Raw genomic sequence first — 15,273 nt, forward strand, 5'->3', positions numbered from 1 at the left:
AACATCATGCAGACTAATACAAAAACAACAAAAAAACCAGTTACGTGGCATATTGCAACTAATCATCTTAATTTGGCATACATGACATCCATTGGTATGGTGCCACCCATTAGTTTTTTGGGAAATAAATATTATCATGATTGCCTAGCTTGGTTTGGTGATTATATTCCATTGTTTAATACAGTTCCACAAAATATTCATGAATATAATATTGATGAAGATAAACGAATTTTAAAACCTTGTGTATTAACTTTAAAAAAAGATTTTACTGATGATTTGGATAAAAGACAAATCAAAGAGTTGCCAGCTTTTGTTAACGGTTCTTGGCAAATGATAGACATTCATGTAGATGGATTTCATGGTGTGGACGTGCTATTAGTTCCTGCTCCGATTTCTTTATCTGACATTGAGCATGTAACATTTAAAAATATTAATGATGAAAGTATATTTTTGGAGCGTTTATCAAACAGTGCCAATTCTTTAACATTACCAATAAAAAAAGCCAATGAAAGGTTGTTTGATAAAAAAAATACTCATGACATTAAAATGTATCAAAATTTAGGGTTGCTTGGTGAGTTACCATTAATTAATTCTTTAAACCAAAATGAAGCAAATGCCATTACCGCTATTATCAATCATCTGATGATATTATCTAATACCAATAAAAAAGCAGGTCAATTATTAAATTATATTCAATATGGTAAAAACCATTTTGATTTGGATGATAAAAAAGAAGATGAACTGCTAAAAGATATCGGTGATTGGGTCAGGAGTTCAGGGCAGTACCAAACCATGTCCAATACTATTGGACAAGTGTTATTGGAACTTATCAAATCCTTAATTGCCTACAAAGATAACAGTGAATTTTCCAGTGCAAAAGATATTATTTTATATACCTTGGCTAAAATATCAAGCAATGAGCAGAGTTTGTCTTTTGTTGAGGACATGAGAGAGCATTTGCGTTTTTCCAATGAATCTACCGACGATTTATTAAAAAAATATCCAAAACCATTGCAACGTTCGGTGATTTTATTTATCAGTCGTGATGATGTATTAGAACTTTGGCAAAAAATCGGTATTTACGAAGACAACCTTAGTGAGTTAGATATGTTGCTTGCAAGTTTATTGTTTGCTGTGGCAACAGGCTGGCAAGGACTGCCCAAAGAATTTAAATGCTATGCTAATAAACAAAATTACAGTCAAAAGTTATTTACGCAGTTGGTACAAAATATAACGATTATTTCAGGACTAACCAATGTTCAAGAAATAAAAACACCATTATCTAATATTTGGTTTGGTGATTTTAGTGCATTAACAAAACAATTATTGTTACATATTAATGAGCATGAAAATTTAGATTTTGTCACTTATGAAATTATATTACCAGAGAATATTGAATTGTCTGCCAAAAGAGATAAGGTCATCATAAAAACATTAGGCAAAAAACCAAAAATTAATCATACAATTGATGAAAAAGGTTTTTTGGAATATTTTAGACAAATGAGATGGTTTGACTTTGATAAAGACCAACAATTACAAACAATCATCAAGAAGATTGAAAAAACGGCTAAACAATCATGAAAATGATTCCCCCCATGCTGTATCATACAGACAGCAAAGCAGAGCAAATAATATTTAATCACTTAAAGCAAAGTTTTGTGAATAAAAACCAATATGTTGCCATGCACTCTGTAAAACTGTGCCATCATTCAAAAAAACGCTTTGCAGAGATTGATTTTTTACTTTGTACCAATGATGGCTTATTTGTATTGGAAATTAAGGGAGGGCAGGTAAGCTGTCAAAATGGAATTTGGTATTATCAAGATAAAATGGGTCATGTTAATACAGGTGGTTCACCATTTCATCAAGCAGATACTGCCATGCAGGCATTAAGACAGTCTTTGTTAGAAAAATTTGGCAAAACATGGGTGAGTAGAATTTGTTTTGGTTATGGTGTGATATTGACAGACAGCCGTTTGCCAAATGATGTAATTGATACTTTGGAATACCAAAAGCCCATACTGTGTCATGGTGGTGAGTATCAATTTTTGCAAAACTGGCTTTTAGGTCTTTTTGATTATTGGCAAGAACGTAATAAAGCAATCATGCCCATGGTAGGTATGATAAGCGATGAAATGTTATGTGATATCATTCAATACATTAGACCTAATTTTATGGCTATTGATGACATTTTGGATGATACTAACTTTGACAATATCATCTCTAATAAGATTGATGGTGATATTAATACCGTAAATGAAAAAAATGACACGTATAAAATAAAAATAAATACCACATTAGAGATAATTAACAATCAAACATCATGCCACATATCAAATATATCAATCAATGAATTTTTAAAACAATGCCTAACAAAATTTTATGAAAAAAAAGTGGATAAAGATTATATATTGGCAAAAGATATCACCATTATTACAGATGATAAACAAAAATATGATGAGATAAAAGAGATGATAAAAAATGAAGGCAGACTTGTTAAAACATCCGATGGTTATTCATTTAAACGCAGACAAGCGAATGAACTTACACTTATGATGATACAGGACTTAGCTGTCATACATAATAAAATATTAATCGCAATTATTGAAAAAAGCAGTCCACAAAACTGGCAAAAACTCATTGAACAAAAGGCGAAACATACTGCACAGGTGTTTTACTATTAGTCTTTATACAGCTGATAAAATCATGCTATAATATGCCAAATTTTTATCTGGAAAAAACCATGCCAACCCCCCTAAACCAACGCCACAACGCCAACGCCATTCGCATTCTTGCCATGGATGCTGTCCAAAAAGCCAATTCAGGACATCCTGGGGCACCCATGGGCATGGCGGACATTGCCGAAGTTGTGTGGCGTGAATTTTTAAGCCATAACCCAAAAAATCCCAAATGGGCAAACCGAGACCGTTTTGTGTTATCAAATGGACACGGCTCCATGCTCCTTTATGCCTTGCTACATTTGTCAGGCTATGATTTGACCATTGATGACATTAAAAACTTTCGCCAATTACACGCCAAAACCGCAGGACACCCTGAATACGGTTATGTTGATGGCATTGAGACAACCACAGGGCCTTTGGGGCAGGGCATTGCCAATGCGGTGGGTTTTGCCTTGGCAGAAAAAACCTTGGCAGGGCAATTTAACAAACCTGATAACGCCATCATTGACCATCATACCTACTGCTTTTTGGGAGATGGCTGCCTGATGGAAGGTGTGTCGCATGAGGCCTGTTCATTGGCTGGTACGCTAGGACTTGGTAAACTCATCGTTTATTATGATGACAATGGCATCTCTATTGATGGTGAGGTGGAGGGTTGGTTTTCTGATGACACCGCCAAACGTTTTGAGAGCTATCATTGGCAGGTGTTATGTGTGGATGGACACGATGATGAGCAAATCCGTGAAGCAACTGTGCAAGCCAAAGCCCAGACGGACAAACCAACGCTGATTATCTGCAAAACCGTCATCGGTATGGGCAGTCCCAATAAGCAAGGTAAAGAAGCTAGCCACGGATCGCCACTTGGGGCAGATGAGATTGTACTGACCCGAGCGACATTGGGCTGGGATAATGCCAATGCTTTTGAGATTTCTGATGAGATTTATAAAGCGTGGAATGCGTGTGATAAGGGCGAGTGTTTAGAGAATGACTGGAATGCTCAGTTTGCTGATTATGAAACCAAATACCCCAATGAGGCTGATGAGCTTAAACGCAGACTGTCAGGTCAGTTACCACAAGATTTCTCTGCCAAAGCGGACGATTTTATCAAAGCCTGCCAAACCAAAGCAGAGAGCATCGCCACTCGTAAGGCAAGCCAAAATACCATCGCTGCATTTGCTCCATTGTTGCCTGAGATTTTGGGGGGTTCGGCGGATTTGGCAGGTTCAAACTTGACTCTGTGGCATGGTGCTAAGAGTGTGCAAGCGTATACTGATGGCAACTATGTGCATTATGGTGTGCGTGAATTTGGCATGACCGCCATCGCCAATGGTGTGGCGTTGCATGGGGGTTTTATCCCTTATACCGCCACGTTTTTAATGTTTATGGAGTATGCTCGTAATGCACTGCGTATGTCATCGCTCATGAAACAACGTGTCATTAATGTCTATACCCATGACAGCATTGGTCTTGGTGAGGATGGACCTACTCATCAGCCTGTGGAGCAGATTGCAAGTCTACGCCAAACACCAAACCACTTCACATGGAGACCGTGTGATGCAGTAGAGACCGCTGTGGCGTGGAAGATGGCTCTATACACCACGAACGCTCCAACATCACTCATCCTATCTCGCCAAAACCTTGACCATCAAACTCGCACGGATGAACAAGTTGCCTTGATTGAAAAAGGGGCGTATGTGCTTGCCAAAGAGCAAAGCGATTTACAAGCGATCATCATTGCCACAGGTTCAGAGGTGGCACTGGCAATACAAGCTCATAAAATCTTGACCGAACAGGGCGTGGGCGTGCGTGTGGTATCTATGCCGTGCGCTGAGATTTTTGTAAAACAAGACCGTGATTACATACAAAGCGTTTTGCCAAGCCATGTCCGTCATCGTGTGGCGGTAGAGGCGAGCATTGTTGATTATTGGTATAAATTTGTGGGACTTGATGGCAAGGTCATTGGTATGACGACTTTTGGTGAGTCTGCCCCTGCCAAAGACTTGTTTAACCATTTTGGCATTACTACTGATAAAGTCGTGCAAGCGGTTCAATCACTGATTTGATGATAGATAAGCACAAATAAAATACAAGCCATATAAGGCTTGTATTTTTTTGGATTTTAAGATTGGGCTGACAATGCTTAATTTGCCATCCATCTGTTATTTTGTCATCAGCTTAGATATTGAAATACTCTGGGTATGTTGCCATAATACACACCCAAGCCCACACCTGTTGGCCCATGGTTGGCGAGTGCAACGGTAGATATGGGAATGACAGGAATGTTATAAAGTCCATATTCATTTGCCAAGAGCCTTTTAAATTCATGCGTATGTAGTCCGATGGATGTGTCTACCATATAAATAAAGGCATTTCGGTTGGCAATTTGTTCTATGATGATGTCCGTCATGTGATGCATCACCCGTTCAAATTTACGCACTTTTTCTTTTACCACAACATAGCCATCATCATCAATCCATAAGATGGGTTTTATATTAAGCAAATTGGCAAAAAATCCAGCAGGGGCGGAGAGTCGCTTTCTTTGTATTAAAATGCTCAGGTCGGACAGACTCATGATGAATGTATTGTTTGCTCGCAGTGTGTTTAAGTACTTGATGATGTCAAGCATGGATTTGCCTTCTTGCATCATCAGGTTTGCCTCAAATGCCAATGCCCCCTCGTTGATATTGATGGTTTTGGTGTCATACAGATAAATGTTCATCTTGCCGACGTATTTGGGGATGACTTTTGAGAAATTTTCATGGGCTTGACTAAGCACCGAAGCGGCGGTACAAATTAGCACTTCTTGATACTCTGATTGATACAGTTCATCAAAAATCCTCTCAATCTCTTGGCAGGTGGGTGCTGTTGAATGAACGTCCAAATGTGGGTTGTCATAGAGCATTTGACTTAGGCGGGCGGTATCAATCTCCTTACTGTCTAAAAAATGCTTTCCATTAACCATAATATGAAGTGGCACCAGATAAATGCCGTGTCGTGCCGATAAATGTCCAATACAGGATGTTGAGGTGCTAAGAACGATACGTTTCATGGTTGTTCCTTTGTTTGTCATGGTTTTATTGGGGCGTGCCTGCCCTTTATAATATGACCATTCAACACATTCTAAGAATGATTGACCTGATAAATGGTAATATTTGGTGGTTTAAATCAAAATCCGTTTTATGTTTGGACATATTCTACTCATCTAAGATGTTTGATGGTTAAGATGTTTGGTAATTTTAGGCAATTTGTCATAATACACACCTAAGCCCACACCTTTTGACCCATGGTTGGCAAGAGAGACGGTAGAGACGGAAATAACAGGCACATTAGCTAACCCATAATAATTGTTAAGAAGTTCTTTAAGGTTGCTGGTATAAAAATTCATGGAAGTATCTACTAGGTAGATAAAAGCGTTTTGATTGCCAATATGAGCAAAGGCGGTCTTTGCCATGTGGTTGATACTACGTTCTATGTTGCGGATTTTATCATAAGGGGTAACATGTCCTTTTTTATCTACCCACATGATGGGCTTGATGTCAAAGAAATTGGCAAAAAATCCAGCGATGTCAAGCATGGATTTACCATCAATAATGGCATGAAAAGGTATCAAACGAACGTTGTGGGGTGCATTTATGTGGTTTAGAGCAGAAGAGAATGTGCTAAGAACAATGCGTTTCATGAGAACCTTCATAGATGACGGTAAAAGAGTGGGATGGTTGTGCCAATCCCGAACGTTATTTTTGTGCTTTTGTCAGGCGTTAAATGGGATAAAATGGGATAAAATGGCTTTGGCACTGATTATTATTTTAAATAAATCCATCCAGAAAGTAAACGCCTAAGCAGTGTTTTTTAAGCAACCTGTGTGGGTAGGGTAAATAGTCCTGCATGCACTTGACCGACTTTGGCGGATTTAACAAGGTTGGCAGAAAAAGGGGTAAGTATGCCATCTAAGGCGGTATCGCTCTCAATGTAACACAGTGTGTTGGCGTGATAAAGTCCATGCTCTATGATATCGCTGATGATGTCATGCCAAATGTCAAGCAGATAAGGTGGGTCTATAAAGACGATGTCAAATGGTGTACTGAATGTGGGTAGGGCGTGCTGGGCGGTGTCATTGATGATGGATAAATGGCTTGATGTGAGTTTTAGGATGTCGGCGTTATGTTTGAGGGTACGTGCTTGGGCGGGGTTGGGTTCAACCATGACGACCCAAGAGGCTCCTCTTGATAGTGCTTCAAAACCCAACACGCCTGAGCCTGCACAGACGTCTAGCACTTTGGCATCATAAATGTCTGCCATAAGCCAGTTAAATAGGGTCTCACGCAAGCGGTCAGGGGTAGGTCTTAATCCATCGGCATTAACAAAATTGATACTGCGACGCTTAAATTGTCCACCAATGATACGTACATGGTTGGTCATTTTATGATGGGAGTTGTTTGATTTTGTCATGATGGCTAGGTTTTTTGGTTTATTCATCTTTTTTGTGTTCTTTATCTTGTGCCTTGGCGATTTTGGCTTTAATGGCTTCACGCTTGGCAGTACGAATTTTTGCCAACTCTTCATCATCAGGGGGTGTTATGGGGTTGGTCTCACGTTGGAGTATCCAATAATCAAACAATGCCCGCCCGATGGGGGCAGCCACTTTACCACCACCACCACCATTTTCAACGATGACTGCAATGGCGATTTTAGGGTCATCCACAGGGGCAAAACCTGAAAACCACGCATGGTCCCAATGGCGAGAGCTGATGGCGGTCTTGTTGTAGGTTTTGCCTTGGGCGATAGATTTGACCTGTGCTGTGCCTGTTTTGCCTGCCATGCGGTAACGCGAGGTATAAATGCCTCTTGCCGTACCTCGCTTGACGGTGTCCTCCATGGCAATGTGCATTCTCTCCCAATCGGATTCTTTGCCGTTAAAATGAATCACACCGTCGGGTTTATCAATGATGTTGACAGAGGCTTGACCTTCGGAGCGTTTGAGCAGGTGGGGTGTGAGGTGTTTGCCTTTGATGGCGGTCATGGCAGTAGCATTGGCAACTTGTAGGGGGCTTGCCAAAAACGCCCCTTGTCCGATAGAGACAGAGATGGTCTCGCCTGGTAGCCATTCTTTGCCATAGGTGTCCATTTTCCATTTTGGCGATGGCATGATGCCCCCTTTTTCGTTGGGCAGGTCAATGCCTGTTTTTTTGCCAAAGCCAAATTCACTCATCCAGTCATGAAGTTTATCAATGCCTAGGCGATGGGCGTTTTTGTAATAATAGGTGTCCACACTCATGATGATGGATTTACTCATATTGACCGTGCCGTGTCCACCTTTTTTCCAGTCTCGAAAACGGTGGCTATCGCCTGGCAGGCTAAAATAACCAGGGTCAAAAATGGTATCATCCCAACCCATGATGCCATAATGCAAAAAGCCCATGCTCTCAAAGGGCTTAATGGTGGATGCAGGCGGATAAAGTCCTTGTAAGGCACGGTTGTATAGGGGCTGATCGATGTCTTTTTGGAGCATGCTGTATTCTTTGGTGGAGATGCCAGAGACAAAAGGGTTGGGGTCATAACTGGGATTGGAGACAAAAGCAAGCACGTCCCCATTTTTGGGGTCAAGTGCCACAATCGCTCCACGTCGCCCCGCCAGCTGTTTTTGGGCTGCCATTTGTAGTCCATAATCTAAGCTTAAATACAAATCATTGCCTGCCACAGGGGGTTTGGCGTCTAGCTGTCTTAGGATATCACCGTAGGCATTGGTTTCCACAGACTGATAACCCGGTTTGCCAAGCAAAACCTCTTCATACTGGGCTTCTATGCCTATTTTTCCGATAAGGTCAGTGCCAGCATATAGAGATTTTTTGTATTCATCCTCGGCGATTTTTTTGGCTTCTTTGTCGTTAATACGCCCCACATAACCGATGACATGAGCAAACAGTTCGTCATGAGGGTAAACTCGGGTAAGTTTGGTCTGAATATTAACCCCCCGAAAAAAAGGCTTTCTTTCGCTAAATTGAGCAATCTGCTCTTCGGTCAAGTCCATCTTGATGGTGATGGGGTTTTTTCTGGATTTATCTATTCTTGCCAAAATATCGGCAATATCTTCGTCGGTCAAACCAAAAATGGGTGTCAAAAGTTCTAAGGTATACTTAGGGTCATCAATCTCATCGGGGCTGATGACAGCAGAAAAAACTGGCACATTATCGGCAAGCAAAATGCCATTGCGGTCATAGATATAACCTCGTGATGGCGGATTGGAGATGAGTTTGATGCGGTTGTTGTCAGCGTTGATTTGGTATTTGTCATACTGATGAATTTGTAAAAAACCATACCGAGCAAACAGCCCAACCATGCCAAAAAGTACAACCAACGACGCCACAACCACACGACGTAAAAAAATACGAGTGCTGATATCGTCGTTAGCATGTGATGGAATCATGATAAAAAATAATAACAAAAACCAGTAATTATAGCATATTTTCAAGGACTTATTCAAATTTATCAATCTTTAAAACCAGATATTGGATAAAGATTTGTATGATGATTTTGGCAAAATAAACAAAACTGTGGTAGAATTAGCCGTTTTTGTTTATCCTTTGTTTTAAATTTTGATTTTGTCAATTAGCCAATCGTCTAGTCCATTGCTAAACCCCTAACAAGTGATGATTTATGTTTAACTCCATCTGGCAGGCCTTAGCTGAACATCCTGAATTTATCGCCATGCTCACCATTGCTCCTGTAACGGCTTTTGTTACGTGGGCTCATGTGTGGATGGCGTTAGAGATGTTATTTTACCCCATTAAGTTTTGGGGTATTAGCATGCGTGGTATGCCATGGGGCTTACAGGGTTTGGGCTGGCAAGGCATTGTTCCTGCCAAAGCTGGCAAAATATCAGGGGTCATCGTTGATCAAACCTTATCCAAACTGGGTAATATTGATGAATTTTTGCAGGCGATGGAACCTGAGGAGATGGCACGGTTCATCACCGAAGCCGTGGATAAGAATTTGGAGAGTCTCATCGATGAGGTGATGTTTGAACGCTACTACACACTGTGGAACCATACACCCTATGCCATCAGACGACGAATTTATGCGCACGCTCACAATCAGATGCCAGAGGTGATGAGGTCTTTGGTGATTGACTTAACCAATAATGTTGAAGAATTGGTAGACATGCGTGCGATGATTGTCAAACGCATGGAGAGCGACCGCAAACTCATGGTGGATATGTTTTTGCGAGTGGGTAAAAAAGAGATTAATTTCATTTGGAAAATCAGTGCTGTGATCGGTTTTGGTTTTGGGATTATTCAAATGGGGATTTTTTATTTTGTGCCACAGCATTGGACAGTACCGTTTTTTGCAGCGATTTGGGGAGCTTTGACCAACTGGATTGCCATTTGGATGGTGTTTAATCCTGTTGAACCCAAAAAAATTCCCTTTATCCGTCTATTTTGTTATGAAGATGGTAAATTTAAACCCATGTTGCCCCATTTTCATGTCTACCACTGGCAAGGTGGGTTCATGAAACGTCAAGATGAGGTCTCTGGTGTGTTTGCTAATATTGTTGTAAATGAACTTGTTACCCTTGAAAATATCATGAGTGAGATGATGTATGGTGCTCGTTCAGCAAAAACTCGTGAACTCATGAAAGTGCATTTATATGAATTATTAGAGTCGCCTGTGGTCAAATCCATTTTAAAAGTGGGTATGGATAATAAAGAATTAAACGCCTTTAAAGACACCATCATTGATAAGTCCATCAATGCCACCATGATACCCATGAGAGACCCCAAGCTAAACACATCTCGGGCAAGCAAAATCTTTGGGTTGTTTGAATCTCGCATTCGTGAGTTATCACCCCATGAATTTCAAAATCTACTAAGACCTGCCTTTAAAGAAGATGAGATGACGTTGGTCATTTTGGGGGCAATAACAGGATTATTGGCAGGTTGGTTGCACTTGATTACGGTGTTTTTTTGATGGACTTTTGGTGGTTTGATGGTATTTGTTCATTTAGGGCATGTCTGCTTTTTTATGACAAATAATACCAAATTTATGACAAATACCAAAGGCAGGCACGCCCTAAAAATAAAACCAAATAACCACCGCTAACTTCATGAGAATGTCTTTATGCTAATCACCGAACTGGGGTATTTTGCCTTATTGCTTGCGTTGGTGCTTGCAATGCTACAAACCATCCTGCCTGCACTGGGTGTGATAAAACATCAAATCGCTTGGCAACGTCTTGCTCCAAGCCTTGCTGTGGCAGGGTTTTTGGCGATGATGATGTCTTTTTTGGCACTCATGGCAGGTTTTTTATATAACGATTTTAGTTTGGTGTATGTGGCAAATCAGTCTAACAGTCTTTTACCGTGGTACTATAAGCTGTCGGCGACATGGGGTGGGCATGAAGGTTCATTACTGCTTTGGTTGACGATACTGGCGACGTGGTGCATGCTTGTGGCGGTGTGTAGTCGTGGACTGCCATTGAACATGCAAGCCAGAGTGCTGTCGGTACTCGGTGGGGTGCAAGTGATGATGCTTGCCATGTTGACCTTTACATCAAATCCCTTTGTGCGGACGTTGCCAAATCTGCCTGTGGATGGGGCGGATCTAAATCCTTTACTTCAAGACCCCGGTCTTATTTTTCATCCGCCCATGTTGTATATGGGTTATGTGGGGCTTGCCGTGCCGTTTGCTTTTTGTATGGCAAGTCTGTGGGCAGGTCGTCTTGATGCGGTGTGGACACGTTGGTCTCGCCCATGGACAGTGGCAGCGTGGATATTTTTGACTTTGGGCATTGCCCTTGGTTCATGGTGGGCGTATTATGAACTGGGCTGGGGCGGTTGGTGGTTTTGGGACCCTGTGGAAAATGCTTCCTTGATGCCGTGGCTTGCCAGTACCGCTCTTATCCATTCGCTTGCTGTTACCGAAAAGCGTGGTGTGTTCAAGGCATGGACGATCATGCTTGCCATTTTTGGCTTTGCTCTGTCGCTTTTGGGGACATTTTTGGTGCGTTCAGGGGTGATTACCTCTGTTCATTCATTCGCCGCTGACCCAACTCGTGGCATGGCGATTTTGGCAATTTTGGGAACGGTAATCGGCGGTGGCTTATTGATGTTTGCACTGCGTGGTTGGCGTTTGACCGTGGAGAGTTTTTATCAGTTAAAATCACGTGAAACCATTTTGGTCATCAATAACTTCATTCTTTTGGTGGCGACACTGGTTGTGCTGCTAGGGACACTGTATCCGCTCATCGCTGATGCTTTTCAACTGGGTCAGGTATCGGTAGGCCCGCCGTATTTTAATGCGTTATTTGTGCCATTATCATGGGTGTTACTTGCCTTTATGGGTGTGGGGGCAACCATGCGATATAAATATGATGGTCGTCCACTGCCAAAACTGCTCATTTTGACCGCCATGTGTAGCTTGGTGCTTGGTGCGGTAGGTTGGTATATGATAAATCTGCTTGGTAAGAGCATATCTTTTGACCACACCATTTATATCACAGCAAGCCTGTCGGCGTGGGTGTTGCTGTTTATCGGACTTGACATCAAAGATAAAACTCGCCATGCTAAGGGGCTGATGGATGGACTGCATAAACTTAGCCCAAGCTATTATGGCATGCAAATCGCCCATATTGGTGTGCTGATAACGGCATTGGGCGTGGCAGGTGTGAGTGCATTGAGTGTGGAAAAAGACGTGGCAATGACAGTAGGCGATAGCACGCACGTGCAGGGTTATGATTTTTATTTGCAAGAGTTTGAATTGATACAAGGTTCAAACTATGATGCCACACGTGCAAGCATACAAGTCAAAAAAGACGGTAAGCTCATCACCACGCTCTATCCTCAAAAGCGAAACTATGTTGTCTCTATGATGCCAATGACCGAGGTGGGACTGCGAGTGAGTCTGTTTAATGAATTATATGTTGCCTTAGGCGAGCCGATAATCAAAGATGGCAAGATGGATAACAATACCTGGGCGGTACGTGTGCATGTCAAGCCAATGGTACGTTGGTTATGGCTTGGCTCTATTGTTATGGCGTTGGGGGGTGTTGTTGCCATGCTTGATAAACGTTATCGCATGAAAAAAGTTAAACCGAAATTGGCAAAAACCAACAAAAATGCAGATGGTAAATACGCCCAAACCGATAGCCAAACAAAGGGAATGATGCCATGAAACGCACCCAAAAACGTACGATAATATTTTTAACGCCATTTATCATCTTTGCTCTGCTTATGGTTATGTTCTTTAACCGTTTGGGTCGGCCAACTGACATTGTTGTATCCACAAGCATGAACAAACCTTTACCAGCGTTTCGCTTGCCCTTACTGTCTGACCCAAATCGCATGATGAGTAATGACAATCTACCCAAAATGCCATTTTTATTGAACGTGTGGGGGTCATGGTGTCCAACATGTAAAGTAGAACACCCTTTTTTGATGACGCTACACGCCCAAGGTGTGCCCATGGTGGGCATAAATTACAAAGATGAGCTTGCCGATGCTTTGGGTTATCTGAACCAATATAAAGACCCGTTTATATACTCGGTGCAGGATTTGGACGGCAAATATGGGCTAAGTTTGGGACTGACAGGAGCTCCTGAAACGTTCGTGGTGGACGGCAATGGCGTGGTCTATAAGCACATCACAGGCGAGATACACGAAGGCAACTGGACGGCAAGTATCAAACCATGCATGGACGCCCTAGCTAACCCCCAAGCGAACCAAACCCAAAGAACACAGGCGTGCCAATGATGAAATTTTGTTTAAAACACACGTTGTCCGTACTGGCGGTGGTCGGGACTTTGATGATAAGTACGGCAAGTTTTGGGGCGATTGAGATTTATGAATTTAAAAGTGCCGAAGACGAAGCCCGTTATAAGGCACTCATCGAAGAGTTACGTTGCCCTAAATGCCAAAACCAAAACTTAGCAGGGTCGGACGCTCCGATTGCGGTGGATTTAAAAAACCAAACCTATCAGATGATACAGGACGGCAGGAGCGATACCGAGATTCGCCAGTTTATGTTTGACAGTTATGGCGATTTTATCAGTTATAAGCCACCTGTGCGTCCATCTACGTGGATTTTGTGGTTTTTTCCGCCCATCTTGCTTGTGGTATTTATCCTAGGTTGGCTCTTAAAAGTCAAAAAAGGGCGAGCGGTGGCGGTTGATGAGATCAGTGCTTTGTCCAAAACCGAAGAAGAGCGTGTTGCCCAAATTTTGACCAAGCATCAGCATTCTATGGGTCACATAGACCAAACCCAAAATACCCATACGCAAAATATCCATACTCAAAATACAAAGGATACGCCATGACCCCCACGCTGTTCTTGTTTTTTAGTTTAGCCATGCTTTTATCGGTGGTGTTGGCGTGGGTGGTGATTTATCCGTGGTTTAGCATTCAAGGGATGGCAGACAACCAACTCATGGCGGTTAATGTGGCAGTATTTGGTGAGAGAATTGCTGAATTGCAGGCAGATAAAGATGCAGGGCGTATTGATGATGCGACCTTTAAGGCAGGCGAGATTGAACTAAAACGCCAGTTACTAGATGCCCAAACCCATGCCCAAACCCATGCCCCTATGAGTATAAAAAGCCGTGCCATTGTCATGGTATGGATACCTGTATTGGCAGGACTTGCTTATCTAACAGTCTCCGATCGTACGTCTGTGTTTAAGTTATGGCAAGATATGGATACGGTAGGGCAAGTGGCAGATGATCTGTTGACGGCTAAGACAGATACGCCCCCCAAATGGGCAACCGCTGACAGTACCGCACTCATCAATGCCATGCAAATCAATGTTTATCATCATGCTCATGACCCAAATCGCTGGATGCGACTGTCAGAGTTATTCATGGCATTGCAGGCCACACCCCAAGCCTTAGAAGCACTGTCTCGTGCCTATCGTCTTGATCAAAATAATGATGATATTGCCATGACCTATGCTCAGGCCAGTTTTTTTGCCAATAATGGCGTGTTAGATGCCACTGCTCGTGATGTTCTGCGTGGTGTGCTTTTAAATACCCCAGACCATGAAGGGGCGATGATGATGATGGCGATGGGCGAGACCCGTGCTAATAACTTTACGATGGCAAAGGCGTGGGTTGCCAAACTGCGTGAGAGCATCACCAACCAAGGTGGTGCAAACAGACAATCGGCACTGGCAAGTTTGGATGAACTGATGGCGACCATTCATGCCCAAGAAGCCAAAATGATGGCAGGGGTCAATGTTCATGTGAGTGTGATAAATACGTTGTTGCCTAAAATTGATGAAAACGCTGTACTGTTTGTCTCTATCGTGGATGTGGCAGGCGGTGCCCCTTATGCAGTCAAACGCCTGTCGGTACGTGAGTTGATGCAAGGGGTAACGGTGTCGCTTAGTGATTTAGATGCCATGATGCCCGAACGCACTTTGACGGCAGGGCGTGAAGTGGGGGCAAGCCTTGCGGTAAATGCTCGTATTAGCCACAGTGGTGAAGCGGTCAGTAAATCAGGTGATTTGATGGCGAACCCTGTGATATTACAAAAAGGGCAAAATACGGTCAATCTAGAAATCTCACAAATCGTCCCATAAGTCCGTCATTTGGTCAATACAGTCA

12 protein-coding genes are annotated in these 15,273 nt (G+C 42.3%); 8 read left to right on the forward strand and 4 right to left on the reverse strand.

What is annotated here, in order from left to right; translation table 11 throughout:
- Positions 1–6 precede the first annotated feature (6 nt).
- Genes A7456_RS02360 through tkt form a run of 3 tightly spaced genes read left to right on the forward strand, consistent with a single transcriptional unit; the run spans position 7 to position 4,744 of the window.
- Positions 7–1,581, forward strand: a complete 1,575-nt coding sequence (locus tag A7456_RS02360; protein WP_067007174.1) for a hypothetical protein — start codon at positions 7–9, stop codon at positions 1,579–1,581.
- Positions 1,578–2,684: a nuclease-related domain-containing protein gene (locus A7456_RS02365; protein ID WP_067007176.1), complete on the forward strand. Its 1,107-nt coding sequence runs from the start codon at positions 1,578–1,580 to the stop codon at positions 2,682–2,684. The genes A7456_RS02360 and A7456_RS02365 overlap by 4 nt, the downstream gene beginning before the upstream one ends.
- 59 nt (positions 2,685–2,743) lie before the next feature.
- A complete protein-coding gene (tkt, locus tag A7456_RS02370) occupies positions 2,744–4,744 on the forward strand; it encodes a transketolase (protein ID WP_067007401.1) in 2,001 nt (666 codons plus the stop codon).
- A 107-nt stretch (positions 4,745–4,851) separates the two neighbouring features.
- Here the strand turns inward: tkt and A7456_RS02375 are convergent, their stop codons facing one another.
- From A7456_RS02375 to mrdA, 4 genes are all read right to left on the reverse strand, one after another.
- Positions 4,852–5,730: a DegV family protein gene (locus A7456_RS02375; protein ID WP_067007179.1), complete on the reverse strand. Its 879-nt coding sequence runs from the start codon at positions 5,728–5,730 to the stop codon at positions 4,852–4,854.
- A gap of 153 nt (positions 5,731–5,883) precedes the next feature.
- Positions 5,884–6,360 (reverse strand): DegV family protein, encoded by a 477-nt coding sequence (locus A7456_RS02380; RefSeq protein ID WP_067007182.1) that lies wholly within the window; start codon positions 6,358–6,360, stop codon positions 5,884–5,886.
- Between the two features lie 170 nt (positions 6,361–6,530).
- Positions 6,531–7,100, reverse strand: a complete 570-nt coding sequence (gene rsmD, locus A7456_RS02385) for a 16S rRNA (guanine(966)-N(2))-methyltransferase RsmD (protein WP_067007404.1) — start codon at positions 7,098–7,100, stop codon at positions 6,531–6,533.
- A gap of 49 nt (positions 7,101–7,149) precedes the next feature.
- A complete protein-coding gene (gene mrdA / locus A7456_RS02390) occupies positions 7,150–9,105 on the reverse strand; it encodes a penicillin-binding protein 2 (protein ID WP_067007185.1) in 1,956 nt (651 codons plus the stop codon).
- A gap of 230 nt (positions 9,106–9,335) precedes the next feature.
- On the opposite strand from mrdA, the gene A7456_RS02395 reads away from it, so the two are divergent.
- From A7456_RS02395 to ccmI, 5 genes are all read left to right on the forward strand, one after another.
- On the forward strand, positions 9,336–10,646 hold the full coding sequence (locus A7456_RS02395; RefSeq protein WP_066893259.1) for a hypothetical protein: 1,311 nt from the start codon (positions 9,336–9,338) through the stop codon (positions 10,644–10,646).
- 150 nt (positions 10,647–10,796) lie between these two features.
- Positions 10,797–12,848 carry a heme lyase CcmF/NrfE family subunit gene (locus A7456_RS02400; RefSeq protein WP_067007188.1) on the forward strand — a complete coding sequence of 684 codons (2,052 nt, stop codon included), beginning with the start codon at positions 10,797–10,799 and terminating at the stop codon, positions 12,846–12,848.
- On the forward strand, positions 12,845–13,426 hold the full coding sequence (locus A7456_RS02405; protein WP_067007191.1) for a DsbE family thiol:disulfide interchange protein: 582 nt from the start codon (positions 12,845–12,847) through the stop codon (positions 13,424–13,426). Before A7456_RS02400 ends, A7456_RS02405 begins: the two co-directional genes overlap by 4 nt.
- On the forward strand, positions 13,423–13,989 hold the full coding sequence (locus A7456_RS02410; protein WP_227713247.1) for a cytochrome c-type biogenesis protein: 567 nt from the start codon (positions 13,423–13,425) through the stop codon (positions 13,987–13,989). The genes A7456_RS02405 and A7456_RS02410 overlap by 4 nt, the downstream gene beginning before the upstream one ends.
- Entirely contained in the window at positions 13,986–15,248 is a 1,263-nt protein-coding gene (gene ccmI / locus A7456_RS02415; protein WP_067007194.1) for a c-type cytochrome biogenesis protein CcmI, read from the forward strand. The genes A7456_RS02410 and ccmI overlap by 4 nt, the downstream gene beginning before the upstream one ends.
- Positions 15,249–15,273 lie beyond the last annotated feature (25 nt).

Origin of the sequence: Moraxella nonliquefaciens (genome assembly GCF_001679005.1) — a bacterium.
GTDB lineage: Bacteria > Pseudomonadota > Gammaproteobacteria > Pseudomonadales > Moraxellaceae > Moraxella > Moraxella nonliquefaciens.